Source organism: Lysinibacillus sp. NPDC095746 (genome assembly GCF_044763535.1).
GTDB lineage: Bacteria > Bacillota > Bacilli > Bacillales_A > Planococcaceae > Lysinibacillus.
The window spans coordinates 146,385-170,771 of record NZ_JBIWGL010000006.1 but is presented as its reverse complement, the minus strand read 5'-3'; the positions used below and the strand labels follow the sequence as shown (position 1 = coordinate 170,771).

The window sequence follows — 24,387 nt, the reverse complement described above, 5'->3', positions numbered from 1 at the left end:
ACTATATCAACAGCCGACCAAGAAAATGTCTTGGTTGGAAAACTGCAAACGAGGCTTTTAATGAGCAATTGTTGCACTTAATTTGACAAATCGTCACTTAAAAAAAAATAAACGAGGTCCATTTGAACAAAATTTACATATGTGGACGCACTGGTCATACCCCCATCATTTAAAGCAAAAAAAGCAAGCTCAACAAGTCGTTTGTTAGAAAAGAACCTAAGAAAAGAATTGCCATTTTATCATATTTTAGAGCGATATTTTTATCGCTCTTTTTCATTTAATCCCTATCTTGTAGATTCCGGATTTATGTAACTATTGGTAACTAATTACCCGAGGCTTCACACGTTATTGTCAACGATTTCGGTGTGGGCCTAGCTACTGTAATTCGATGAACAAAGGGAATTGCAGGCGTCACTTTAGCAGTCGTTGGCACCATTACATGCATAGACGATTCTCGCTTCTCAAATATTTCCTATGCAGTTCCTTCGGTAGTTTGTTTGGCAGTGCTATTTGTGGTGGTACTGCTCTTTAACAGCTTTAAGACAAAAAACAGCGATCTTTGTAGGAGGAGGAACATTAATTCCTTGAGCTTTAATCCCTGCTGCTATTTGCAATGTTAGCCCCTTCGAACTTGCATGTCCTTGTGGTTACAACTATTGTGGCTGTATTGTTAATAAAACATTATAAAAGTAATGAACTCTTTAGTGGTTCTTTTCTACACAATTTCAATGGTATAATTTAACTATACAAATTAGAAAGGTAGATGAGTTCAATGAAAGTTTCCTATTGGCGCGGAGCAAAAATACGGTTAAGAGCGCCGAAGTCTGAAGACATTCATATATTTGAAAATTTAGACGATGATATACTTAAAAACCTTGATTCAGTCGCTTTCCCTCGGACAAATCAGCAAATTGAAGAATGGATAAATGAAATATCACAAGGGGCATCTACTGACAGTGATGATTTTTATTGGATTGCAGAGGATGCTTCAAACAATGTCGTGGGGACAATTGAGGTTTCTGATTGTGATGGAAAGAACGGAACATTTGACTATGCTATAACGGTATTTCCTCCACATAGAGGAAAAGGGTATGCAAAAGATATGATTTTAACTATTTTAAAGCATTATTTCTTTGAACTTCGCTATCAGAAAGCAACAATTTGTGTTTACTCCTTTAATGCATCTTCAATAGCTCTACATAAAAAACTGCGATTTGTTGAAGAAGGCCGATTAAGAAATATGATTTATACAAATGGTTCCTTTTATGACGAGATCTATTTTGGCATGACAAAGGATGAGTTTACTAAAATTCACTCTAATTAGTAAGAGATGGCTTCTGCTCATTGCAGAGGTCATCTCTTTTTTTAAGGCTCGATATAAAATTTTCTTATATTCTCATGAAACAGCTGCTGTAATTGATATTCGCTAATACCTAAAACATAAGCTTCACACATTATTTGTTCTACCTTTATAGAAATCTGTTGAAGGCTAACACCCTTTGCTTCAGTAGGCTTATTAACAGTTGCTTTAGAGTTAGGTTTTATAGCGATTATTCCCTTCTTCTGAAGCTCCTTGTAGCTTTTATGAACGGTATGAAGATTAAGGTTTGTTTTTGCTGCTAAATCACGAATAGAGGGCAATGAATCACCATTTCCGCAAATTTTCCCTGTCGCTATTTCAAAAAGTAGTTGCTGGGTTAACTGTTGATAAAAAGGAATTTTACTCATTGGATCTATTTTTACATTCAATTGTTCACGTTTCCTTTCATATGGCTTTATCGCTAAAAAAGGGATGTCATTTGTAAAAACGTTTAGCATGAAAATAAGTTGGTTTAGTAGTGGTTGTGCGACTCCTTGGGAATCAGGTCACTCAGGTGTTTTCATAGGATGTGAAGTTCCTAGCCAGAATCGCTCTATTTTATTTCACTCTCGCTACCCAAACACTTTTCTGAAAGAAGTTAAAATTTCTTTTTCGCAATAAAACTTTGCATCGTAATGATCATCAATAAAACTAACAACAGTGTTACTACAATATTGATGCCATACCAAGATCCCACATCACCCGACATTAGAATATTTGTTGCATACATACTATTACTAGCAGGATTAACAATGTCTATTAATGGATGTAGCCCAGCGATAAAACGACATATTAATAAACTAACGATACTTATTAGTGCAATAAATGCAGGACTTTTAAAAAATGTACTCATCATCGCAACAAACGTAATGATGAATAACAGCCAAACACAATAAAATACTAAAGCCCATAAAACTTGTGTCATAGGAACAGTAGTAAATAAAAACGCTGAATATCCATAGGACACTGCATATCCAAGAGCTATACATATAACAGCCAAAATATAATGGCTGATGATTTTACTATTTAAATAAGAAGAGATCGATACTGGCCTTGTTAGGATAAATGCCATCATGCCATTAGCTTTCTCTCCTTGGATAATACTCATAGTGGCAACGACCAGAATAATAATGCCCAACTGATCAAACTGTGAATTTAATGTTGAGGCAAGTACCTCCTGTCCCACAGGCTTTGCCATCGTAGGATCAATTGTTATACCTTGAACACCACCAGCTGATTGTAAAATAACAGGCAAATAATACATCATAATTGGTTGCGTTAGCCCTAGTAAAATAAATACAATAGGGAGCCACAATATTTTAAACTCCCTGGCCATTTGATGTACTTCTTTTTTGCTTAATTCGATAAAAGCATTCATTCATTTACACCACCAATTCTAAAAATATTTCTTCTAGATTGTCTTGAATACCCACTTCAAATTTAGTAAACATCACTTTCGAATCCAGTCCGTGCTGTATTAATCGATTAGCATCTGTTTCCAAATTTTCAACGTGGATTTTGAAGCCATTTCCACAGCTTTCGATTTTCTGCACATAAGATAATTGTTCAAGCATTGTTAACCACTGAAAATCTACCTTGCGAATCATTAAAAAGATAGCTGATTCTTGATGCCGCTCAAGTAACTCTGATTTTGTAGCATCCTCTATTTTGTGACCATTTTTAATCATGACAAAGCGCTCACAAATTTCCTCCGCATCGCTCAATATATGCGTTGATAGTAAAACTGTCGTTTCTTTTTTTATCTCTTTTAATAGATTTAACACTTCTCTTCTCCCTATTGGATCTAGCGCTGATACCGGTTCATCCATTATCATTAAAGCTGGCTTATGTAACAATGCTTGTGCAATGCCAAGGCGTTGCTTCATACCACCAGAAAATCTCCCGACATGTATATGTGCTTCTTTCCCTAAGCCTACCTTTTCTAAAAGTAATGGAATTTCTTTCTGCAATTCACTTTTTGATATGCCTGAAAGTGTTCCCATAAAGGATAATGTTTCAAACGCTGTCATCCATGAGAAAAAATTAGGATACTGAGGTAAGTAACCAATTTGATTTTTCATAGATGCAATCTTTTGACCATCAAGAAAAATTTCCCCTTTGTCTGCATTCAAAATGTCGGCAATGATTTGAATTAATGTGGATTTCCCCGCTCCATTTGGTCCAATTAATCCAACACACTCATTGGAATCAATGACCATTGAAAAATCATTCACGGCTGTTTTTTGTTTAAACTTTTTCGTAATATTTTTAATCTCTAAGCGCACGTTTATTTACATCCTTCCTACCAATAATGAAGTATAGAACAGAACCAATTGAGTTACAGAACAAAATAATAATTGTCCACATAAGTATGTTTTCCCGCGTATGTCGGTGCCGATATAAATCGAATAAAGCAACAATGATTAAAACAAATCCTACGAATATCAATGGCAAAATGATTGGAAGTATGCTTGCCCAATCCAGTTGGCTTAACTCATCAAAACCATAGTGTAATTTCATTCCTACAACCTCCATTCATTATCATTATCAATAATGATAACAGAAGATGTAAAAAATTTCATTACCTTTCTACTGTACATCTGTAAAAAAAATATATAGTATATTTATTGATAATGTTCTCATATTGATAACATTTGATTGCTTCCCTTGATTCCATCAGATAGGAGGATCGTTTTATGCGGAATAAAGCAGAAGTTTTAATGCACCCTGTGAGAATGAAAATTTTACAAGCTCTGATGCACAATAAAGAAGAAGGTTTAAGCACTTTGGAGATGATTTCTATCATAAAGGATGTGCCTCAGGCTACTTTATATCGACACATCCAAATTTTAGTAGATGAAAACATCATAAAAATTGTGAAAGAGCGAAAAGTACGTTCTGTTACAGAGAAATTTTATGCATTAAATGAAGGAGCAGAAATACTTAGTAAGGAGGATTGGACACAACTAACGATCAAACAAAAATTAAATTATGTTTCCAACTATCAATTAACTTTACTATCTCAATATCAAAATTATTTACATTCACTTGGTGAAGAAGAAAGACTTGCAGATTTATCAACTTTTTCATTTGTTGATTTAACATTAACGACTGATCAATTTATGAGCTTTGAAAATGAATTAAACGATTTAATCATTAAATACTATAATATGGCCGACTCTAATAAAGAGACAGATAATGAGACAAAAACAATAGCTATAAATATTATTCCAAAACCTTAAGTATGATTTTTAAGTAAAGAAATGGAGAAGATTTATGAAAAGAAGAAAGTCAGTTGAAAACACACGAAAATTTATCATGATTATTATTGGCGCTATCATCGCAGCATATGGACTAGAAGCTGTATTAATTCCGAACGATGTCATTGATGGTGGTGTGACAGGTATTAGTATTATGGGCGCACACCTTTTTGGTATTCCATTAGGCGTACTGCTCTTTGTATTAAACATTCCTTTTATTTGGATTGGCTACAAACAAGTAGGTAAAACTTTTGCATTGATGAGTAGTGCTGGGATTGCAGCTCTATCTATTTCAACAGTGCTTATGCATGATGTTAAAACAATTTTAGGTCCAAATGATCCACTATTAATTGTTTTATCTGGTGGTATGCTACTAGGTGTTGGGATTGGGATTGTCTTACGTAACGGTGGCGCTTTAGATGGCTCTGAAGTTTTAGCCGTGTTATTATCACGTAAAATTCCGTTTTCAGTCGGGGATATTATATTATTTATTAATGCCTTTATTTTCTTAGGGGCAAGCTTTATTTTTGGCTTAGAGAGCGCATTATACTCAGCTTTAACATACTATATTGCGAAAAACGTTATCGATATTATTCAAGTAGGTTTAGAAAAATCAAAGGATGTTCGTGTTGTCAGTGCAAAGTCAGAGGAAATTGGTGATGCGATTCAAGCTCGTTTAGGACGTGGTGTTACATATACAAAAGGGCGTGGCGGTTTTTCTAATGAACCAACGGATATATTAAACTGTGTTATTAACCGTATGGAAGAAAATAAACTTGTGTCGATTATTAAAGATATCGATGAAAGTGCCTTCGTAGTTATTTCTGATGTATCAGAAGTACGTGGTGGTAACTTCAAAAAACGTGATATCCACTAAACAAAAGGTAAGAAAGTAAGTCGTTCATAAACTGCATCCCATTGTTACATTTCTAACAATAGGGATGCAGTTTTTTATGACTAAATATACAGGCAAACTAAACCGGTATTACATTTTTTTCATTATGGAAGAAAGCTCAATTTTAGCTTTTCTTCTCCATGACACTAATTCCAATGCCCATAAATACGACTGTCATAAATAATAAGAGGCTTAAAGGTTGTAATAACTCTACATAAGAACTAGCATTAATCGTCACACCTTTTAAAATCTCTAAACCGTATGTGATTGGCGAAATATAAGATAGAGCTAAAATTACTTTAGAAGAAACGATTTCTAATGGCCAGTAAGCGCCACCTAGCATCGCAAATGGTACTGCAAGAAACGCCATCACCGTATTAAATATACTAGGTGTATTCGTAATTGAGGCGATAAATATAGATAGTGCAACGATACACAATAGATACGGTATGACTGCGATTAAACTTGCTACAAACCCTCCGTAAAACTCTACACCAACCCCAAAATAAAAAATGCAAAATACTAATACGATTTGAAGATAACCTATTAAAAATGCATAAGCTAGATTGGCGGCATATACTTTCCATTTACTAATATTTGAAACCGTTAAACGATTCCAAATACCATTTCTACGCTCCATGACGATATGATTGACACCGTTAGATACCGTATAAATAACCATAAACAGCGCAAAGCCAAATAGCGTGTGAAGTCCAGAGTCCCATTTAAATCCTTTTTCATTGGCAAAGTTTGCATACTGAATATCAAATGATGGAGCTGTTTTGGCTACTGCGATTGCACGTGTTACCTCATCCTGCAAATCTGTAGGAAACGCTTTTATCATCGCATCATTTTGAACCACCTCACTATAAATTCGGTCTAGTTCATGTTGAACCAATTTGGAATTCATAAAATCAACAGCCACCAGTAACTTATAGCCGGCTTCCTGTAACAAAATTGCTACATCGACTTTACCCGTTTCGACTAAATCTGTTGCTTCATCCTCACTATAAATTGTAAATTCGTAATTTTTATTACTTTCTAACTCAGTCAATACTTGCTTTGTCATTTCCTCACTTAAAGTCGAATGGACAGCAATCGGCTGCTTTGTTTGTTGTCCATGCCCTATCAAATACGCATAAAGACATATAATAATAGTCGTTGCGATTAATGAGCTAGGCTTTCTTTTTAATAATAAAAATTTTGTTTTGAGTATATTTATCATGCAATACCACCTCTTCTCGGGAACAATAAAAAGGCGATTGTTGTACAAATCACTGCTACAGCCGTTAATATCCATAAATAAGATGAAATCTGGCCAAGCCCTCCACCTTGCTGTATCGTTAAATAACTTTGTAAGGCTGCTCCATTCGGTGTCCAGCTCCCAATTTTCGCAAGAGTGGGTGCAAAGGTACTTAAATTAAAGAAGCTACCACCAAATAACGCTAAAATTGATACGATAACTGAACCAAACACATTCGAAAACTCTGCCGAATTAAAGCGGTAGTTAACCGCTGATAGTAATGCAGCAATACTCCCGACAACAATTGCCAGCATCAAAGTCACGAGTAAATGTAAAGGCAATTGTACAAATGAAATATCAAGCATAAGATAGACAACTACAAATACAATGGACACTTGAATGAGAGACAAAATAACAGTTGAAACAATAACCGCTAATAAATAAATGATTGGATGGATATTTGCTAGTAAAATACGATCAAAAATATGCATATGCTTTTCTAAAAATGCTTGACTGGCGATTGTCCCTGCTATATATAAAATAAACATGACAGTCATACTAAACGTATAATATTCACTCGTTGAGACGGGCTCCTGTTGATTGACTGTCTGAACGGAAGATGAAATATCTACTTTTGGTAATATAACATCCCGTGTTAATAACCCTTTTGAACGAAGCTCTGCCATAAGCGAATATTGATATTGAAATGACTTTAAAATATTTTGTACAATCGTTGAAGCAATTTCTTTCTGTTCATTTAAATACACATGGAAGGCAGGAATATCTCCTTTCGAGAAAAGGGATGTATAAAATTGCTTTGTAAATCCAGCTGGTATTTCAAGAATTACATCATACTCTCCTTCTTTTTTAAGCGCCTTTATATCACTTGAAGCAATCTGAGCGACAGTAATAAATTGTTGCATATCCTCCTGCTCTAGCAATTGCAAGAGCATAGAAATGGGTAGCATTTGTTTCAGGCTTTCCCGTGAATGTACATCAGTCCTCATCTCACCTTGTGATTCCTGCAAAAATGCCGCCAACTCTTGCTGCTCATCCTCATGTTGTACAATCGCAATCTTTACATCAATTGGACTATTATCCCCATCCATTAATGAGCCGATCGCAAAACTTATTATAGATATAAGGCCTATCGGCATTAATAGTAAAATGACCAACTCTTGAGGGTGACGCCACAATACTTTTAACTGTTTGCGAATAAGTGCTAAAAACATTACGGTTCCCCCCTAATTCCTTAATGCTCTACCAGTTAAATGTAAAAATACATCTTCCAATGTCGGCTCTTTGACATGAAAACCTTTAAGAACTATGTCATGCTTCTCACATAAAGGCAATAACATTGGAAGGAAATCGGTATTTTTCGCTACACTAAAGGAAATATCCGCATCCTTTACCTGGAAATTTGATAAAAAACCTTGTTTCATAAGCACATCAACAAAATCATTTGAATGCTTTTCTAGCTTTAAGACAATTGTTTTTTCTGAAGATAATATCGCCTTAATTTCTTCCTTTTTGCCAGCTGCAATTATATGCCCTTTATCCATAATATAAATGCGATCACATAAATACTCGACTTCCTCCATGTAATGACTCGTATAAATAATCGCTGTATTGGCTTCTTTATTTAGCCTTTTCACAGTTTCTAAAATATACTTTCTCGATTGCGGGTCAATACCCACTGTCGGCTCATCCATAATTAAATATTCAGGCTCGTGCAGGAGGGCAACACCAATATTTAAACGTCTTTTCATCCCGCCAGAATAATGTTTGACAAGTTTTTTCGGCTCATTTTCGAGTCCGATTTGCGCTAGTACTATACGAACCCGTTCCTGTAATTTCAGACGCGGAATTTTGTAGACATCCCCAAAAAACTCCAAATTCTCACGCGCTGTCAGTTCCTCATACAAGGCAATTTCTTGCGGTACAACCCCTAGTACTTTACGTAAGGAAGTTGGATTTTTTAAAATGCTTTTATGCTGTACTAAGACGTCACCTGTTGTTGGTCGAATCAAAGTCGACATCATCGCAATTGTCGTTGATTTACCAGCGCCATTTGGTCCAAGAAGTCCTACAATTTCGCCTGGCTCAATGTATAGGCTCACGTCATCCACAGCGTTTACTTTTTTAAATGTTTTTGTTAGATTAACTACTTCAATCATTCAACAGCCCCCTTTCTCTAAAGAATAGCAGTTGCATATTGACTAGACGACTAGCTTCCGTCATAAAAGGCAGTGACTGAAGTCATTTTTTATACCGGGCAAATTAGGTTTGCCAAATGAAATGCATTATGAATGAATGCTTAATCCTTTACACAATTCCATTCCGTACAGCATAGATCGCTAACTGGGTCCGATCTCGTAGTGCAAGCTTCTGTAAAATATGTGTAAGATGATTTTTCACTGTACCAACCGATAAAAATAAAGAATCCGCAATTTCTTTATTCGTTTTACCCTCCCCAATTAATTGAATAATCGTTAATTCACGCTCTGTTAGTGTAGAAAGCTGTGGTGTTGAGATTTTTGCAGTCGTTTGTTGCAATAACTTAGGCATTAGCTTGGCGGCAACATCTTCTTGAATAACCATGCCCCCAGCTAATACACTATGAATGCTCGCTATTAGCTTGGCGGGTTCGGACGACTTGACAAGAAAGCCGCTTGCACCATCTTTTAATGTTTGGAAGGCATACTCTTCATCATCAAATGTTGTTAAAATCAGTATTTTTACATGTGGAAAATGACTGCGTATATGCTTTGTCGCCTCTATTCCACTCATCTCTGGCATGCGTATATCCATTAACACAAGATCGACATATACTTTCTCAAGTAATACTAAAGCCTCCCGCCCATTATTAGCTTCTGCCGTAATTTGCAACGTCTCATCTTGCTCAATCATCATTTTCAGACCATTTCGTACAATAGTTTGATCTTCAACTAATAAAATTCGTTTTTTCATTCAAACTCTCTCCTTCATCGGAAAAGATCCATCAACTATAAATTGTTGCTCGGTTTTATGTATGCGTAACTCTCCGCCAATTTCCTGAATTCGTTCGGTCATATTTTTTAGCCCAAAACCATGAACAAGCGGTGTTTGTTTTATTGATTTGTTTTTAACTTGAAAGCTAATATGTTGTAATGAATCTTTCCCTAAAATGATGTCGACTTCCTTTGAATCACTATATTTCATCGCATTTGTTAAACATTCTTGTAAAACGCGATAAAGTACTATGCTTTGCTTATTGGAAATGGGTAATGACAGCACTCCCTTTTCAATAGTAAAACGAATATGTAAACGACTTTCCATCTCTAGCCTTCGAATTAAATGTAGCACCGATGTAATGCCATATGCCTCGCTCGATTTTAATTGCCGAACCGCATACCTTGTTTCGTTTAAACTTTTACGCGCCAATTGCTTAATATCATCTAACGCGTCATGCCCATACTGAATAGATATCATCTCTGCTTGCATGAGTAATGCAGTTAAATTATGTCCTACCGAATCGTGTATATCACGTGCAATTTTTGTGCGCTCCTCTGCTCGTACAAGCTGATCTTGCTCAACGGATAGACGTTTTAATGCACGATATTGCCCTAATAATTCTTGATACAAAATACTTTTTTCACTGTATGCTTGAATGTAATGACGCATCCCCAATGAACATAGAGAAAGAGCAATCAGCATTAGCATCCCGTATAATGGCAGCCACCGCAACAGGACAAAAATCATACCGATAACAGTCAAGATTCCTATAAGAAAATAATAAAACTTTGCCTGTAGTAAAAAAGCGCCCTCTATTATAAAGAAAGCCAAAATCGGCAATGCATACATTATATTAAGTGAAACAAATACACTACAAAATAATATAAGAACAATCGTTATGTAACTAATAATTCGCAACTTTTTCAAAAGAGGTGTGATGAAATATAAAGTTAAAATGACCGTACAGATGAAAAAAGCGGCTGTCAATGATGCATCCGTGTAATAAGTGTGAACTAGGAAAATCGTCATTAATAGCAATATACAACTATTGCGAAAGAGAAAATATTTCATAGATTGACTCCATCCTATACTATTATTTTCAACTTATTATACATCTTTTCAATTCCTTAAAATGTAATCACTTACAAATATCAATAAAAAAACGCTAGACAGAATGATTAACTTGTCTTAGCGTTTTTAGCGATAAGAGCATTTAGAACATCTTAGTCGCTCTAAAGTTTCATAAACATAACAGTCCGTTCCCGGAACAATTTGGTGATACTATACAGCTCATTTAAGAAAACAGACCGTTATTAAGATTTCTATTATTTTCTTTTGTTCTCCAGCCTTTTAGTTAAATCATTAAAGTCTTGGATTACTTCATGCATGACTGATTTTTTAACTAACGAAATTCCCTTTTGAATCGATTTAGATGCTTCATCAAATTTATTGGCTTTAATTTGGGCATCTGCAAGGCAATACCAATAAAACCAGGCATCCATTTCTGAAATTTTTTCTTTATAAAACTTTTCGATGATCGGATAGTATTGAGAATATAATTCTTCGTTATAGACCAACTTTTCACCATTCCATTTTAGTACATCCACTAAATAGCTATCACCAATATACAATTGCCAAACTGCTAGACCAACTTTTTGTACACCATTTACAAAGTCTATTTTATGATAAGGAACTTCAGCAATTTTTTCGAATGAGTTATTGATCCATTGGAACACTTCCAGATTGCTGCCCATCGCCGCTCCAATTGTCACACCAAATAAATACTCTTTTGTGCCATCACCGGTAATATCTACCAAACCAGAAAAATCCAAATTGACTCCATCTGTTTTAGTTTCCAAAATCTTTCGCCAATCTGTATTGTGTTTTTTTAGCACTATTAATCCAAACTGAGAAGGCGATGGTTGATTTATTGCTTTAACTTTAAACGTAAATATTATTTCTTTTTGTCCATCGTGATCAAAGTCATAGAGTTGAATTGGGCGTTTAGAGGAAGGGTTTTCAGGGCTTATAAGGGACGCATTCGATGGCATAAATCTGTTTACAATTTTCATTAAGTCTTCTTTCTGGTTCTCGTTAGCGTGAGCAAATAGTGGTCTAAAGCAAACTGCAAAAAGTAGCAATAATGTAAATAGCATTATTTTCTTCATCAATATGACCCCTTTTATAGCCAGATATAACTTCTAGTATTGACGTAATTAGAGAAGAAATTCTTGAATGAACTTCTATGATGACGAAGTACAATCAATTGCGTTAAACTATTTTTTAATGACGATTGATGTATGCACATCCATTTCTTTGAGGATTCTCTATCCATCATTTTGGGGATTCTATCCATCAATTTAAATGTTCTATCCACGATTTAGAAATGCTATCCATCACTGTTTACATCATGATATAAAAAAGGAGATATAAATGGACTTATTTATCGCAAGTAATCGCCAATTACCTATCCGTTATTACGTCAATGAAGCAATTTGGATTCGTCGCGGTTGCTTAAGTTTACATCAATTAACACTACCTTTTTTTGTAGAAGTAGAAATGAAAGACCCACTTCATATATTGAAAATTTTAGAATATATTCAAGAAGTCCAACAACAATATCGCTACACAGAAATTCAAATAGTCACGAAGGACAATAATATTTTAATGCACTTGCAAAAGCTTCTTCCCCACTCTAATGCCAATCATATTCTCACTATTGAGCAACAAATTTGCCCATGAAGAAAGGTAGCATTGCTCTAATAAAAGATGCTACCTTTCTATTTTTTATAAAGATGTAACAGGAAGTTCGATGATAAATTGCAACATACCATCCGTATACTTCGCGCCAATTTTGCCCCCATGTAGTTCTACAATGCTTTTAGCAATGGCAAGCCCAAGCCCCGAACCTTCCGCTACACTTGTTCTAGATTGATCTTTTTTATAAAATCGCTCAAATAAGCTCGTTAACTCTTCGGATGTAAATTCATCACTTTCATTAGCGACACAGATTTGAACATTACTTTCTTTTCTTTCAAGAGAAACAAAAATCTCGCCATTACCTGTACTATATTTAATGGCATTCATTAATAAATTATCAAAAACCCTGACAATTTTTTCAGAATCTACTGTAGCGAAGATCCGCTCCTCCGAGAAATTTTTAATAAATATACGATGGTTTTCCTCCGCTTGCGGAATCAACTCCTCAGTTAACTGATCGAGAAGTTCGTTCATACATACCTCTTGCTTCCCAAGGATTATGCTTTCATTCGTTAGCTTCGTATATTCAAATAGATCATCAATTAAGTTTTTTAACTGTTCGGATTTGGTGAAAGCGATCTTTAAATATTCATCAGACTGCTCCTTCGTATCGTACCTCTCATCTCTTAACAATCGTAAGTAACCCATAATCGAAGTAAGTGGTGTTCGTAGGTCATGCGAGACATTAGTAATCAATTCATTTTTTTGTTTTTCAATCCTTCGTTCCATTTCTATATTGCTCATAATTGCTTCAGCCATATGATTGACATTCTCTGTTAATAAAGCTATTTCATCTATCCCCTTTTTCTCAATTCGATAGGTTAAATCTCCTTTTGCGATTTCCTTAACCCCCTCCGCCAATGCCTCAATTTGTTTCATTTTTCGTTTTGTTATGTATAAGAATGAAAATGTAAAAACAACAATTGCACTAAATAATGGGATAAGGCCCTCATTCGAACTTGCGATAACCATCCCTTCAGGAATACCGCTGACAAACAAATATAAGTTTTTATCTTCTATAGTTAAAGGATAAAATGCAATGAATTCTTGCCTCAATTGCTCGATTGCTGGTACCTCATAATTATTGAGTGGATGGTTAATCGCAAAGTCCATTACATTCCGAATCTTATAATGCAAATTGATTTGTTTTTCTTCCACTTGCTTTGTTTTGTATAAAACCTTTCCGTTCTCATCGGTAACGATTACTTTTAATGCACTTTGTTCCATTTCAAATTTATGATTTTCTGATTCAATCATTTGCTGTAATGCTTCTAAACTATTTTCATTGCTGGCTAGATCTGCGGCACGCTGCGCTTGATCATTTATTTCCTGCATCCCTTGACTATAATCAATCTTAACTGCCGGGTTGATATTCAAAGCAAACGAAAGTGCGGCTTTTGCTCCAAGTAAACCTAAAAATGCACAAAGAATAAAAGTCGTCAATAATTGAATTCTAATGCTTCGCCGAACTTTTGTTATAGCAGTTACAATGAACATTTTTAGTTTTTTTAATAAGAAAAGTATTGGCTTAATGATCTTTCTCAATTTTATAACCTACTCCCCATACTGTTTTAATATATTGAGGATTTCTTGGCGTTGTCTCAATTCTTTCGCGAATTTTTCGTATATGTACCATTACCGTATTTTCAGACTGTATAGCTTCTTCCTTCCAAACCTTTTCATAAATTTGCTCAGCACTCATTACCATGCCTTGATTTCTTGCAAGTAATTCAAGAATTGAAAATTCCCTTGGCGTAAGCTTCACTTTTTCATTGTTGACGATTACTTCATGTGTGTCGGTATTGATTCGCATATCACCAATCTCTATCTCATTTTCGTTCATCATATCTAGTCGATTCATTTTGATATATCTACGAAGCTGAGATTTTATGCGCGCAATTAGCTCTAAAGGGTTAAACGGCTTTATTACATAATCATCCGCTCCTAATGTTAATCCTACGATTTTATCCATGTCCTGAGATTTTGCTGACAGCATAATAATTGGCATCTCAGCTATTTCCCTTACCTTCATACACATTTCGATGCCATCTACTTTTGGCATCATAATATCTAGGACAATTAAATGTACTTGATGCTTCTTTAAAAGATTTAAGCCTTCCTCTCCATCACTTGCTTCTAGAACATCATAGCCCTCATTTTTTAAATAAATTGCAATAAGATTTCTAATCTCTTTTTCATCATCAACTATAAGTATTGTTTCTTGACTCATCTAATCCCACCAATTTCTTTAAACTATCAAGTTGTATATTACCCAGACCTAGTACAATAACGTCGATTGATTAACAATCAGACGAAGCGCTTCCGTGGATATCTAGCTTTCACTCTTCACCAGAACGTGTGGTTGATTTCCGTTCCGACTGGGCGCTTTCCTGGGGGCGTCCGATGAGCCGCTTCGCTGCGCTGCAGGGTCTCGGGCCAACACGATGTTGGTCACGAAGGCGTTATCACAGGATGTGATGCTTTTAGCCTTCGTTCCTCTATTGCTGATCCCCGAGGAGTCGCCCAGTCTCCACTCCAATCAACTATTTACATAGTAGACGGTTTAACAAAAGTCATCATCCTCAACTTTTAGTGATGAACCTAATTTTAACTATTTTTTTATTTTTCGTATATAAAAATAATAAAAATGTCTTACAATACCGTCTTTAATTTTCGTCTATAAAAATAATAAAAACAGCCTATAATACCGACGAAAGCGCCAAAATATATACCGTATTTAGTTGCTAGTATGGAAATGTTTTCAATGTGTTTTCCAAAGAACAAACCAAGTGTAAAGTATATAAATGTCCAAACAAAGCCTGCTGAGTAGTAATACAAAGCGTATTTTTTAAACGACATGTTGTTCATACCTACTAAGTATGGAATTATATGTCTCACAACTGGTATGAAATAGCTTATAACTAAAGCGAAATGACCATATCTATCTAATAGTTCTTTTGACTTTAATAAATACTTAGCTTTGTTCTTTTTCACCAATTTATCAAGTATTTTATGGCCAAACACTTTACCAAGGATAAATCCTAAGGAAAGTCCTGAAACTGCACCAAGATAAGTTATGACAAAAGCTGTTAACACGCTCATTTTTTCTAACGAAGACATAAAGCCACCACTCATCACGATCATCTCATCTGGGAGTGGCATACCCACGATTCCTAGCCATAAGCTGAAAAACAAAGCAAAATAACCATATTGTTCGATATACGATAAAAGATCCTGTAGCCCCATTAACTAGCCCTCACATTTCCAAGTTTGCAGCTTAGCACATAGGCAGGTGGCAAATTAATCCATACTTTTTCATGTGAAATATCCTCAAAGTATTTTTGGATAAAGGACTTCCTAACAAGTGAATATTGGAATGTAATAAATTTACCGTCCTTTAAACAATCTTTTACATTCCGTAAAATACGTGAGGAAACGGCAGGATTCAAAGATGTAAAAGGTAATCCAGATACAACATAGTCAATTTTTTCGATATTTAATGCAGACATATACATGCATAAATCCTCAGCCGATCCATGGATAACGATTACACTTGGCTCAAATTCAAATTGTTTACGTAGCTTTTCACAAAAAATTTCATTATTCTCAATAAGAATTAACTTTGTTGACTGCTCTTTTCTTTTCATTATTTCTCTCGTAAATGAACCTGTACCCGGACCTAGTTCAACAATACATTGGGCATTGTTAAAACAAATTGTTTCGATCATTTTTCTGGCTAGTTTTTTTGAACTAGGTGAAATCGCACCTATAGTTTTTGGATGTTTTATAAATTCAGTAAGGAACGTTATTAATTGCATAATTTTTCTCCCCGATCATAAGTAATTATTAGATGCTTTTACTATAAAAGGTATTTCTTAAAGAATTGCGAGGAGATTTCTTAAATTTTTCTTAAGGTTCACATTATTTACCTTTATTTATATTGGGATAACTATCATTAAGTCTATGTTTTCATATTCTTTATGTAGGGTGTATTTTAAGGTTGGTTTTTTTATCGTATTCTCATGTGGGGTACGGGGCATTTTTAACTGGGCACTTGGGTTACCAAAAAATATTCGGACGGGGTATATGTTGAACCTGAAAACTTTAGATTATGTAGGATAAAAATAATAAACAATGTAGGGTGTTTTTATTTTCAATACTACATCCACTCTTTGATGGTTTGTAAATACACTTGACCTTGTACTCTATCAAGAAGCCTTTGAACCTCTAATAACTTCCTTTCGTACTCCGCAAGATATTCTTTGCACGTCTAATAGCTCCTCCATAATTGGATCACTGACACCCTGCTGTCTTAGGAAGTGTAGCCTCGATACCCTATTGCGCTGTTTTGTCTCAATAACCATTTTTGCTGGCATTTCTTTGATGGCATTAACTATCCGGTGGTATTCTATAATCATTGCGTCTAGCTTGTTTTGCGTTAATTGCATAGATTTGCCCTCCTTTAGGGTGATATAATAATGTTGTAAGCACCTTCTAGCGTGTGACGAAGCTGTGGCTTTTTTATGTTATCATTTACAAAATATACATAATGAGGTGATTAACGGATATGTTTTTGGACATATTTCCGGGTATTTACTTTATCGGAAGACTGCTTTGTTTTATTCCGCCTATATTATTATTACCTGCAATAATGGCGGTTTGTGTAGCAATTTATAAAGCCTTACTCGGAAAAATATTACCGATTAAGATTTATCATTTATTACTTGGACCGATTGCGCTGCTTGGATTCTTTATTTGGGCTATTCCGATGGATATGGGATTTTATGAGTTTTTTAGAGAGATATTATAATCGCTCTAGTTTAATCTTTAAATTGTTCATGAGTTTGATAGTGTCTGCAAACGCTGCGACTTTTTATTTTTTATTTAATTTTCAAGTCCTTCAACTATACAAAACTACAATTACAACATAGTTATAGTAGTGTTAAGCATATTCGCTTAGCGATCCCTCAACGTGTTCACTCCTGTAATTACTTTTTAGCCATTTCCTTTTTAGGAGATGGCTCTTTTTCGTTTTAACCAATCTTTCCTGTCATTTCAAGATCTATTGCAATCGATGCAACACTCACCTTACTAGTATTAAGCCGTTAAGCTATCTTGTGTATTGGATGCCCTCTATTCAAACGTATTTTCACTTATTACAGCTTACTAGAATGTGCTAACTTTGATTAAATCTTTGTTTTCAGTGACTACAAAATTAATAGCACCAATGATACTAATGCTTTCCTCGGGGCGTCCTATGTCCCACTTCGCAGCAGGGTTCCATAGGAGTTCCCTTCTAAACTATATACTTCAACATTTCTCCCATTTTATACGACTTAAATTTCCGTTAAGAGTCAGAAAAGGTTTTCAGGTCATTAGTTCTATTGATTATTTCCTACACAAAATAGTCATACAATTGCTTCCAGTAGAATAGAAACCTATATAGGGTTATTCGGAAAAATAAAGTGGGGTGTAAAAGGATGCTTAAACTAAATGATGCAAAAGAAACGGTACTCGGAATTGTGCAACATGACCCATTGTTTGTCGAAATACAAAATACGCCTTTAGAAGAAATACTTTATAATGACAACTATTTAGCGCATATTGAAGAATCAAATTATTATTCCATTGCAGAAGTCGCAGGTTGGTTTGAAATTACGGATGCGATGCTTCGCTATTACATTAAACCATTTGAACAGTATATTTTTGATAATGCTTCGAATAGCCCAAACACCAATATTCGTTTGAATCTTCCTGCCATCTTAAGACTTCGTATGATTTTACTGCTAAAAGATAAACACCGCGTCAGAGGCTTAAAACTTTTACTAGGGATTGATGACAACGGTCAACTCTTCAAACATCAAATAACTGCGACAACTATGGGCACTGACGATTTAGCGAATAAAGTTGATATTCTTGGAAATGTTCTACAACAAATGATACAAACAGGACTTTTCAATATTACGCCAAACGAAGAACATGGCTCCTTACAAGTAACGATCAATCAAGACTTTCTCGCACAAAACATTCAATTAGTATCCTCGGAATCAGAGCTTCAAGTAGAAGAGATTCAAAAAGAAACAGTTGAACTTAAACAAGAAAATGAAAATCTACAAAAACAAATTTCAGAACTGCAAGAGCGTAGCGTAAAGGATATTGTTCAAAAAATTCGTGAGCGTCATATCGAAAATGAAATTGTGTCAACATTACGGACAGAAGCATTACAGCAATTTGCGATGGAAAATAAGGCAGGCTTTTTCAGAAAAACTTTTCGATCCTCTCAAATTGAGATGGAAAAGGAACAATTTGTGTTGTGTTATATTTCGAAGCACTTAGAAGAACGTTTAGAAGTAGCACTGAATGATTATTATGGAGAATAAATATCTTCAAATTAATATTCCATGTAAAATTAACATCACTATACAGAGAACATGAAGGAAGTCTTTTTAAAGAAGAAGCCATTCATGTTCTTTTTCTTATAATCAATATAAAGAACAGTTGAAGAGGTGAATTGTATGGCAATGATCGAGGTCAATAATTTAACTAAAAAGTTTGGGGATTTTTATAGTGTACAAAATGTGGAATTACAAATCGAAAAAGGTGAAGTGTTCGGATTTTTAGGTCCAAATGGTGCCGGTAAATCTACTACAATACGGCATTTAATGGGCTTTTTACAACCTACAGAAGGACAGTGTTTCATAAAAGGGCTAGATTGTCGCCAATCTACCGCTGAAATTCAAAAATTTGTAGGCTATTTACCTGGTGAAATTGCTTTTATCGATAAAATGACTGGACAACAATTTATTAAATTTATTGCCCAAATGCGAGGGTTAAAAGATTTGACAAGAGCTCATGAACTCATGCAATATTTTGAATTAAATGCCACTGGACTTATTAAGAAAATGTCAAAAGGTATGAAGCAAAAAGTAGGTCTCATTTGCGCATTTATGCATAACCCTGAGATAGTCATTCTAGATGAACCGACAAGTGGATTAGATCCTCTTATACAAACAAAGTTTATCGAGTTTATTTTAGCTGAAAAAGAAAAAGGCACAACCATATTCATGTCCTCTCATATGATTGAAGAAATTGAAAAAACTTGTGACCGTGTAGCGATTCTTAATGCAGGGAAAATTGTTGCAACAGAAACTATTGCTGACTTAAAAAAGCGAAAATCTAAAAAGTTTTTAATAGAATTTCAAAGTGAGCAAGAGCTATCTCGTTTCTTAGGAGAGCAACTTAAAATTGAACAAATCGGTCCAACACAAGCCATTATAAAAGTTCAAGGTAATGTCCAAACATTACTTCATACATTAGCAGACTATAAAATTAATGACCTCGATATCATTTCACAATCACTTGAAGATATATTCATGCATTACTACGAAAGCGGAGGGAAAGAATCATGAACTTTACTTTGCTTAAACATGAGATGCTAGCTACGATTAAACTTTTTAGTATTATTCTCGCTGTATTAATGCTCTATACCATTAGTATCGTCTACATGTATAACCCTGAGATGAGCAATACTCTTAATAAACTTACCGAAACAATGCCTGAATTGATGTCAGCATTTGGTATGAGTAACATAGGTAATTCGTTAATTGAATTTTTATCTACCTATTTGTATGGATTTTTATTACTAGTTTTACCGTTAGTTTTCATTATTATGCTGGCAAATAAATTAGTAATAGGCTATATCGACAATGGTTCTATGGCATACTTAATTGCAACACCGAATACACGTTTTAAAATTGTCTTCACGCAAGCATTTTTTTTGGTTGCTAGTATTTCGGTACTGCTCACCGCAACAACTTTAATAGCTATCATCTTTTCAGGTATTCTATTTCCAAATGAATTGGATTTAAGTGCTTTCTTGACATTAAATATCGGTCTTTTTTTCTTACATTTTGCCATTAGTGGCTTCTGCTTTTTAGTATCCTGTAGTAGTAAGGATTTAAGAACCTCTTACGCGTATAGTACAGGAATTCCTATTCTTTTTTATTTAATTCAAGGACTTAGTAATATGGGCGGTTCTTTAGAAAAGCTTAAGTACTTCACGATTTACTCATTGTTTACACCTGAAAAATTAATGACTCAAGATAGCTCGTCTTTTTGGATGCTAGGGGCATTGTTTTTAATCGGGCTGCTATGCTATATGCTGGCAATTCGTGTTTTTGTTAAACGTGACTTATATTTATAATGCAAACATCTGCTTGCTTTCTTGAAGCAAGCAGATTCTTGTATAACTTTATTGTTACAAAGATGCCAAATCACCAAGGAATCGCAATAACCGAAAATGAATCATTGCTAACTCCTCTACGTTTAAATCATCTCCATTATCTAACCACTCTTGAATAACACCTAAAATCGCGGATGTTAAAAAAGCTTCAAAATACGGTTGAAACTCTGGATCAAGTCCTTCTTCTCGAATAACAGAGATTCTGTCCAAAATATGATTACTAAAAACTTTCTTCATCCTCTTACTAAAAGCTGGGCTCCCCTGCTCCCCTAGAATAACTCGAAAGGCTTTATCATGCTCTTTAATATATTTAAACACTGCTATAAATGGCTGATAAAGTTGACCTATTTTTATCGTTTGAAAAGCATCTAGCGGTTGAACGTTTTTTACATAGCTTGCTAATTCATTTAATAATTCCTGCTGCAAATCCTCCATTACTTCATATTTATCCTTATAGTGTAAATAAAAAGTTCCTCGATTAATGTTAGCAGTAATAGCAAGGTTTTTTACTGTTATTCGTTCAAACCCTACTTCCTCTATTTGTATAAGTAATGCATTTTTTATAGCTCGTTTGGTTTCAAAATTCATAATATCATGAATAGACATTTAGACCCCCCAATGTATTATCACTTTATTCTGATTAGTATTTAGCGGTTTCGATCAATTATGCCTAGGCATAATTGCATCTGGAATCGGCTTTGTGCTTATGCCGGCGGTAGCGGTAACGAACCACAGGCAGTTATTATCGCAAAGATGCGATGATTTTAGGCTAATCCTTTTTACGCCTTTCCGATTCTGTGACATCCTCCGGAGGCTATAACTTCTTTCAGCTGATGTTAATCTGTCGCTACGCTTTCGGTCCAAAAGACATTGGCTGAAAGTAGTTACTCGTTACCTCAATGACACAACAAGGTCAAACAGGTTTTATATTCCAATTTTACCTTATATATCGGCATTTCATATTATTTATTTCCATCAATCTAATTAAGTAAAAATGGTTATTTATGAATGGCTTACTATTTAGTATGTCATTTTGATTTCATTTAGCTTAAAAATGTTGATCTCCATCGAAAATCACTTAACACTTTTTAGTTATCTGTTTATTGTAATTCCTTATACACTGCCTTAAAATTTCAAGTATCAACACTGTGTTCAGTAAAGGAGAGATGGATATATGGGAAACAATGCAATTTCATTAAACTCCATTGAAAAAAAATTTCAGCAAAAACAAGTAATTGCCCCACTTTCGTTAGAAATACCAAAGGGAGAACTTATTGGCTTACTTGGTCCTTCAGGCTGTGGGAAAACGACGTTAATTAAAATGATTATGGGAATGATTAAACCCGATAATGGCAGTATTCAAGTATTAAATTATACTGTCCCTCATAAACAATTACTGACGGATATCGGCTATATGGCACAATCTGATGCGCTATATTTGGATTTAACCGGTGAAGAGAACCTTCATTTCTTTGCTAAGCTTTATCGATTATCAAAAAAAGAGCGTGAGGAGCGTGTCAATTATGCTGCAAGCCTTGTTCATTTAACGGATGATTTAAATAGGAAGGTGCTGAATTATTCTGGTGGAATGAAACGAAGATTATCCCTTGCAATTGCCCTTATCCAAAACCCGAAGCTGTTGATTTTAGATGAGCCAACGGTTGGTATTGATCCCGTATTGAAAAAGGAAATTTGGCAGGAGTTAATTCGTTTGAAAAACGATGAGCATAAAACAATTTTAGTAACGACACATGCAATGGATGAAGCTGAGCGCTGTGATCAGTTGGCAATGCTGCGCAATGGTCATATCATTGCGCATGGAACACCACATGATCTGAAAGCTCATTATCAGGCAAAAGACTTTGATGAAGTGTTTTTAAAGGCTGGAGGTGAAGCACTATGAGAATCGGCGCAATTGTTACAAGAATTATGCAGCAAATGATCCGGGATAAACGTACACTCGCCTTATTATTCTTTGCACCGCTTCTTGTGCTTTCGTTAATGTATTTTGTTTTTAACAGTAACGAACCTGACATGACAGTAGTCGTATCAAATGGTTCTGCATCCATCATTGAAAAGCTTGAAGCAGCGGATTTTCATGTTATCGAAAAAAATGATTTTTCTATTGCTGATTTAAAAGAAGAAAAATATGATGGCTGGTTAGCTTTTTATCAAACGCAATTGAAGCTCACATTATTAAATGATGATCCGTCTACAGCCAAGGCTTTAAAAATGAAACTCTCTCAAGTTTTGCAGCCAGAACAATCTGCAATGATGAAGTTGAAGACTGAGTATGTATTTGGCGATGAAAATACCGCTATTTTTGATATTTTTAGCCCGATGTTGACAGGCTTCTTTGTGTTCTTTTTCGTCTTTTTAATTACAGGTATAGCGTTGTTAAAAGAACGAACTTCAGGGACATTGGAACGCTTACTGGCGACACCGATTAAACGTTCTGAAATTGTTGCTGGTTATATACTTGGTTATGGATTGTTTGCATTTATTCAAACGGCTATTATTGTTCTATTCGGGGTTTATGTCCTTGATATCGTACACGTTGGCTCCATCTGGCTTGTGCTACTAATCAATATTATCGTTGCACTTGTATCATTATCATTAGGAGCTCTTTTATCAAGTTTTGCTGCATCAGAGTTTCAAATGATGCAATTTATTCCGCTAGTCATTGTACCGCAAATTTTCTTTTCAGGTATTTTCCCACTTGATAATATGGTGGAGTGGCTGCAAAATATCGGGCGTATTATGCCGCTATACTATGCCGCTGACGCTTTGAACGGCGTTATGTATAAAGGATATTCCTTTAGTGAAATTCTAGTGGATTTAGTGATCCTTGCCTGCTTCGCTCTTGTATTTATCACATTAAATATTATTAGTTTAAAAAAATATCGATCCTTATAATCAAAGGGTATTGGTACAAAAAACTACCTCTAAAACAGAAGTAGCTGAATTGACGAATTTACTAAAACGACGCCTTTTATTTTGAGCTAATTTAATTTGTTTTACTTAATCCCTAGATACTTTTATCTAGGGGTTATTTAATTAAAAAAGAATCTCCAATTATTATTTTTATAACAAAAGTAACAGCATACATGAAAGCTCCTACTGAAAATAAACCCAGAAAAAAATAACCAACTAGTTTTAAATTATCTTTTATTGCCCCTAACAAATCATTTAGAAATCGTTGCATAGATTTCACTCCGTTCAATAGTAAGAATAAAATAATTTCTATCAATCAGAACTTTATTCAATCTGGTATTTACGCTCTTAATTGTAACACAGTAAAATATTATTTATAAAAATAAACAAGTAATAAATATAATACCTTTATTGGTATTTCCACTAGTATTGAGTTAAATTTTAATTAATTATTGTTTAAACATAGAGTTCTGCTCAAAAATGGGTAGAATCTTTTACATAGCCAGAATATAAGTTGTTGGAGTTGAGGCTAGGCGTCTACTTGGGGGTTAGCGTCACAGATAAGACCATGCAGCACAGCGAATGTTTTATCTGTACGAAAGCGTAGCGACAGCAACAAATGTTTTATCTGTGCGAAAGCGCAGCCACAGCAACAAATGTTTTATCTGTGCGAAAGCGCAGCCACAGCAACAAATGTTT

Annotated in this window: 26 protein-coding genes and 1 pseudogene; 10 read left to right on the top strand and 17 right to left on the bottom strand. The window is 34.8% G+C overall.

The annotated features are described in order from the left end of the window. Nucleotides 1-772: 772 nt before the first annotated feature. The gene (locus tag ACIQ7N_RS06840; RefSeq protein WP_402931078.1) at nt 773-1,324 is read left to right on the top strand and encodes a GNAT family N-acetyltransferase; all 552 of its coding nucleotides are present in this window, start codon (nt 773-775) and stop codon (nt 1,322-1,324) included. Between the two features lie 41 nt (nt 1,325-1,365). Here the strand turns inward: ACIQ7N_RS06840 and ACIQ7N_RS06835 are convergent, their stop codons facing one another. The 4 genes from ACIQ7N_RS06835 to ACIQ7N_RS06820 all read right to left on the bottom strand — a co-directional run bounded on the left by ACIQ7N_RS06835 (nt 1,366) and on the right by ACIQ7N_RS06820 (nt 3,880). After that, nucleotides 1,366-1,749 carry a GntR family transcriptional regulator gene (locus tag ACIQ7N_RS06835; RefSeq protein WP_402931076.1) on the bottom strand — a complete coding sequence of 128 codons (384 nt, stop codon included), beginning with the start codon at nt 1,747-1,749 and terminating at the stop codon, nt 1,366-1,368. Nucleotides 1,750-1,958: 209 nt separating this feature from the next. Further along, the gene (locus tag ACIQ7N_RS06830; protein ID WP_402931074.1) at nt 1,959-2,738 is read right to left on the bottom strand and encodes an ABC transporter permease; all 780 of its coding nucleotides are present in this window, start codon (nt 2,736-2,738) and stop codon (nt 1,959-1,961) included. 4 nt (nt 2,739-2,742) lie between these two features. After that, on the bottom strand, nt 2,743-3,645 hold the full coding sequence (locus ACIQ7N_RS06825) for an ABC transporter ATP-binding protein (RefSeq protein ID WP_402931072.1): 903 nt from the start codon (nt 3,643-3,645) through the stop codon (nt 2,743-2,745). After that, nucleotides 3,629-3,880 (bottom strand): PLD nuclease N-terminal domain-containing protein, encoded by a 252-nt coding sequence (locus ACIQ7N_RS06820; RefSeq protein WP_402931070.1) that lies wholly within the window; start codon nt 3,878-3,880, stop codon nt 3,629-3,631. Before ACIQ7N_RS06820 ends, ACIQ7N_RS06825 begins: the two co-directional genes overlap by 17 nt. 176 nt (nt 3,881-4,056) lie before the next feature. Between ACIQ7N_RS06820 and ACIQ7N_RS06815 the strand changes: the two genes are divergently transcribed. Beyond that, nucleotides 4,057-4,602: a helix-turn-helix domain-containing protein gene (locus ACIQ7N_RS06815; protein WP_402931068.1), complete on the top strand. Its 546-nt coding sequence runs from the start codon at nt 4,057-4,059 to the stop codon at nt 4,600-4,602. Between the two features lie 34 nt (nt 4,603-4,636). After that, nucleotides 4,637-5,497: a YitT family protein gene (locus tag ACIQ7N_RS06810; RefSeq protein ID WP_402931066.1), complete on the top strand. Its 861-nt coding sequence runs from the start codon at nt 4,637-4,639 to the stop codon at nt 5,495-5,497. A 142-nt stretch (nt 5,498-5,639) separates the two neighbouring features. On the opposite strand, the gene ACIQ7N_RS06805 is transcribed toward ACIQ7N_RS06810, so the two are convergent. From ACIQ7N_RS06805 to ACIQ7N_RS06780, 6 genes are all read right to left on the bottom strand, one after another. After that, complete coding sequence (locus tag ACIQ7N_RS06805) at nt 5,640-6,740, bottom strand: ABC transporter permease (RefSeq protein ID WP_402931064.1); 1,101 nt, start codon at nt 6,738-6,740, stop codon at nt 5,640-5,642. After that, complete coding sequence (locus ACIQ7N_RS06800; RefSeq protein ID WP_402931062.1) at nt 6,737-7,990, bottom strand: ABC transporter permease; 1,254 nt, start codon at nt 7,988-7,990, stop codon at nt 6,737-6,739. Before ACIQ7N_RS06800 ends, ACIQ7N_RS06805 begins: the two co-directional genes overlap by 4 nt. A gap of 12 nt (nt 7,991-8,002) precedes the next feature. Next, nucleotides 8,003-8,935: an ABC transporter ATP-binding protein gene (locus tag ACIQ7N_RS06795; protein ID WP_402931060.1), complete on the bottom strand. Its 933-nt coding sequence runs from the start codon at nt 8,933-8,935 to the stop codon at nt 8,003-8,005. Between the two features lie 148 nt (nt 8,936-9,083). Next, nucleotides 9,084-9,728, bottom strand: coding sequence for a response regulator (locus ACIQ7N_RS06790; protein WP_402931058.1), 645 nt, complete (start codon nt 9,726-9,728; stop codon nt 9,084-9,086). Then, complete coding sequence (locus ACIQ7N_RS06785) at nt 9,729-10,823, bottom strand: sensor histidine kinase (RefSeq protein ID WP_402931056.1); 1,095 nt, start codon at nt 10,821-10,823, stop codon at nt 9,729-9,731. 254 nt (nt 10,824-11,077) lie between these two features. After that, complete coding sequence (locus tag ACIQ7N_RS06780; RefSeq protein WP_402931054.1) at nt 11,078-11,920, bottom strand: hypothetical protein; 843 nt, start codon at nt 11,918-11,920, stop codon at nt 11,078-11,080. Nucleotides 11,921-12,185: 265 nt separating this feature from the next. On the opposite strand from ACIQ7N_RS06780, the gene ACIQ7N_RS06775 reads away from it, so the two are divergent. Next, nucleotides 12,186-12,494: a hypothetical protein gene (locus ACIQ7N_RS06775; RefSeq protein WP_402931052.1), complete on the top strand. Its 309-nt coding sequence runs from the start codon at nt 12,186-12,188 to the stop codon at nt 12,492-12,494. A 45-nt stretch (nt 12,495-12,539) separates the two neighbouring features. Here ACIQ7N_RS06775 and ACIQ7N_RS06770 read toward each other — a convergent pair whose 3' ends face one another. The 5 genes from ACIQ7N_RS06770 to ACIQ7N_RS06750 all read right to left on the bottom strand — a co-directional run bounded on the left by ACIQ7N_RS06770 (nt 12,540) and on the right by ACIQ7N_RS06750 (nt 16,960). After that, nucleotides 12,540-14,057, bottom strand: coding sequence for a sensor histidine kinase (locus tag ACIQ7N_RS06770; RefSeq protein ID WP_402931050.1), 1,518 nt, complete (start codon nt 14,055-14,057; stop codon nt 12,540-12,542). Beyond that, a complete protein-coding gene (locus tag ACIQ7N_RS06765; protein WP_402931048.1) occupies nt 14,041-14,742 on the bottom strand; it encodes a response regulator transcription factor in 702 nt (233 codons plus the stop codon). The genes ACIQ7N_RS06770 and ACIQ7N_RS06765 overlap by 17 nt, the downstream gene beginning before the upstream one ends. A gap of 422 nt (nt 14,743-15,164) precedes the next feature. After that, nucleotides 15,165-15,758 (bottom strand): DedA family protein, encoded by a 594-nt coding sequence (locus tag ACIQ7N_RS06760; protein WP_402931046.1) that lies wholly within the window; start codon nt 15,756-15,758, stop codon nt 15,165-15,167. Further along, entirely contained in the window at nt 15,758-16,330 is a 573-nt protein-coding gene (locus ACIQ7N_RS06755) for a class I SAM-dependent methyltransferase (protein WP_402931044.1), read from the bottom strand. Before ACIQ7N_RS06755 ends, ACIQ7N_RS06760 begins: the two co-directional genes overlap by 1 nt. Before the next feature lie 390 nt (nt 16,331-16,720). After that, nucleotides 16,721-16,960 carry a hypothetical protein gene (locus ACIQ7N_RS06750; RefSeq protein ID WP_402931043.1) on the bottom strand — a complete coding sequence of 80 codons (240 nt, stop codon included), beginning with the start codon at nt 16,958-16,960 and terminating at the stop codon, nt 16,721-16,723. A gap of 119 nt (nt 16,961-17,079) precedes the next feature. Between ACIQ7N_RS06750 and ACIQ7N_RS06745 the strand changes: the two genes are divergently transcribed. The 4 genes and pseudogenes from ACIQ7N_RS06745 (at nt 17,080) to ACIQ7N_RS06730 (ending at nt 20,715) form a co-directional block, all read left to right on the top strand. Continuing rightward, a complete protein-coding gene (locus ACIQ7N_RS06745; protein WP_402931041.1) occupies nt 17,080-17,322 on the top strand; it encodes a hypothetical protein in 243 nt (80 codons plus the stop codon). Nucleotides 17,323-17,992: 670 nt separating this feature from the next. Next, nucleotides 17,993-18,892 (top strand): hypothetical protein, encoded by a 900-nt coding sequence (locus ACIQ7N_RS06740; protein WP_402931039.1) that lies wholly within the window; start codon nt 17,993-17,995, stop codon nt 18,890-18,892. A 141-nt stretch (nt 18,893-19,033) separates the two neighbouring features. After that, a pseudogene (locus tag ACIQ7N_RS06735) lies at nt 19,034-19,937 on the top strand (ABC transporter ATP-binding protein). Next, nucleotides 19,918-20,715 (top strand): ABC transporter permease subunit, encoded by a 798-nt coding sequence (locus ACIQ7N_RS06730; protein WP_402931037.1) that lies wholly within the window; start codon nt 19,918-19,920, stop codon nt 20,713-20,715. The pseudogene ACIQ7N_RS06735 and the gene ACIQ7N_RS06730 overlap by 20 nt, the downstream one beginning before the upstream one ends. A 54-nt stretch (nt 20,716-20,769) precedes the next feature. On the opposite strand, the gene ACIQ7N_RS06725 is transcribed toward ACIQ7N_RS06730, so the two are convergent. Further along, a complete protein-coding gene (locus ACIQ7N_RS06725; RefSeq protein WP_402931035.1) occupies nt 20,770-21,360 on the bottom strand; it encodes a TetR/AcrR family transcriptional regulator in 591 nt (196 codons plus the stop codon). A 568-nt stretch (nt 21,361-21,928) separates the two neighbouring features. Here ACIQ7N_RS06725 and ACIQ7N_RS06720 point away from each other — a divergent pair. Further along, the gene (locus ACIQ7N_RS06720; protein WP_274067927.1) at nt 21,929-22,657 is read left to right on the top strand and encodes an ABC transporter ATP-binding protein; all 729 of its coding nucleotides are present in this window, start codon (nt 21,929-21,931) and stop codon (nt 22,655-22,657) included. Continuing rightward, a complete protein-coding gene (locus tag ACIQ7N_RS06715) occupies nt 22,654-23,670 on the top strand; it encodes an ABC transporter permease (RefSeq protein ID WP_402931033.1) in 1,017 nt (338 codons plus the stop codon). Before ACIQ7N_RS06720 ends, ACIQ7N_RS06715 begins: the two co-directional genes overlap by 4 nt. A 133-nt stretch (nt 23,671-23,803) precedes the next feature. Here ACIQ7N_RS06715 and ACIQ7N_RS06710 read toward each other — a convergent pair whose 3' ends face one another. Beyond that, entirely contained in the window at nt 23,804-23,959 is a 156-nt protein-coding gene (locus ACIQ7N_RS06710; RefSeq protein WP_402931032.1) for a hypothetical protein, read from the bottom strand. Nucleotides 23,960-24,387 lie beyond the last annotated feature (428 nt).

Bases quoted from the DNA above. Each gene is read 5' to 3' on its own strand.
- ACIQ7N_RS06820 (WP_402931070.1), bottom strand. From the start codon at position 3,880: ATGAAATTACACTATGGTTTTGATGAGTTAAGCCAACTGGATTGGGCA.
- ACIQ7N_RS06745 (WP_402931041.1), top strand. From the start codon at position 17,080: ATGTTTTTGGACATATTTCCGGGTATTTACTTTATCGGAAGACTGCTT.
- ACIQ7N_RS06805 (WP_402931064.1), bottom strand. From the start codon at position 6,740: ATGATAAATATACTCAAAACAAAATTTTTATTATTAAAAAGAAAGCCT.
- ACIQ7N_RS06720 (WP_274067927.1), top strand. From the start codon at position 21,929: ATGGGAAACAATGCAATTTCATTAAACTCCATTGAAAAAAAATTTCAG.
- ACIQ7N_RS06810 (WP_402931066.1), top strand. From the start codon at position 4,637: ATGAAAAGAAGAAAGTCAGTTGAAAACACACGAAAATTTATCATGATT.
- ACIQ7N_RS06755 (WP_402931044.1), bottom strand. From the start codon at position 16,330: ATGCAATTAATAACGTTCCTTACTGAATTTATAAAACATCCAAAAACT.
- ACIQ7N_RS06765 (WP_402931048.1), bottom strand. From the start codon at position 14,742: ATGAGTCAAGAAACAATACTTATAGTTGATGATGAAAAAGAGATTAGA.
- ACIQ7N_RS06840 (WP_402931078.1), top strand. From the start codon at position 773: ATGAAAGTTTCCTATTGGCGCGGAGCAAAAATACGGTTAAGAGCGCCG.
- ACIQ7N_RS06710 (WP_402931032.1), bottom strand. From the start codon at position 23,959: ATGCAACGATTTCTAAATGATTTGTTAGGGGCAATAAAAGATAATTTA.
- ACIQ7N_RS06785 (WP_402931056.1), bottom strand. From the start codon at position 10,823: ATGAAATATTTTCTCTTTCGCAATAGTTGTATATTGCTATTAATGACG.
- ACIQ7N_RS06780 (WP_402931054.1), bottom strand. From the start codon at position 11,920: ATGAAGAAAATAATGCTATTTACATTATTGCTACTTTTTGCAGTTTGC.
- ACIQ7N_RS06775 (WP_402931052.1), top strand. From the start codon at position 12,186: ATGGACTTATTTATCGCAAGTAATCGCCAATTACCTATCCGTTATTAC.
- ACIQ7N_RS06750 (WP_402931043.1), bottom strand. From the start codon at position 16,960: ATGCAATTAACGCAAAACAAGCTAGACGCAATGATTATAGAATACCAC.
- ACIQ7N_RS06725 (WP_402931035.1), bottom strand. From the start codon at position 21,360: ATGTCTATTCATGATATTATGAATTTTGAAACCAAACGAGCTATAAAA.
- ACIQ7N_RS06830 (WP_402931074.1), bottom strand. From the start codon at position 2,738: ATGAATGCTTTTATCGAATTAAGCAAAAAAGAAGTACATCAAATGGCC.
- ACIQ7N_RS06730 (WP_402931037.1), top strand. From the start codon at position 19,918: ATGAACTTTACTTTGCTTAAACATGAGATGCTAGCTACGATTAAACTT.
- ACIQ7N_RS06760 (WP_402931046.1), bottom strand. From the start codon at position 15,758: ATGGGGCTACAGGATCTTTTATCGTATATCGAACAATATGGTTATTTT.
- ACIQ7N_RS06815 (WP_402931068.1), top strand. From the start codon at position 4,057: ATGCGGAATAAAGCAGAAGTTTTAATGCACCCTGTGAGAATGAAAATT.
- ACIQ7N_RS06795 (WP_402931060.1), bottom strand. From the start codon at position 8,935: ATGATTGAAGTAGTTAATCTAACAAAAACATTTAAAAAAGTAAACGCT.
- ACIQ7N_RS06740 (WP_402931039.1), top strand. From the start codon at position 17,993: ATGCTTAAACTAAATGATGCAAAAGAAACGGTACTCGGAATTGTGCAA.
- ACIQ7N_RS06790 (WP_402931058.1), bottom strand. From the start codon at position 9,728: ATGAAAAAACGAATTTTATTAGTTGAAGATCAAACTATTGTACGAAAT.
- ACIQ7N_RS06715 (WP_402931033.1), top strand. From the start codon at position 22,654: ATGAGAATCGGCGCAATTGTTACAAGAATTATGCAGCAAATGATCCGG.
- ACIQ7N_RS06800 (WP_402931062.1), bottom strand. From the start codon at position 7,990: ATGTTTTTAGCACTTATTCGCAAACAGTTAAAAGTATTGTGGCGTCAC.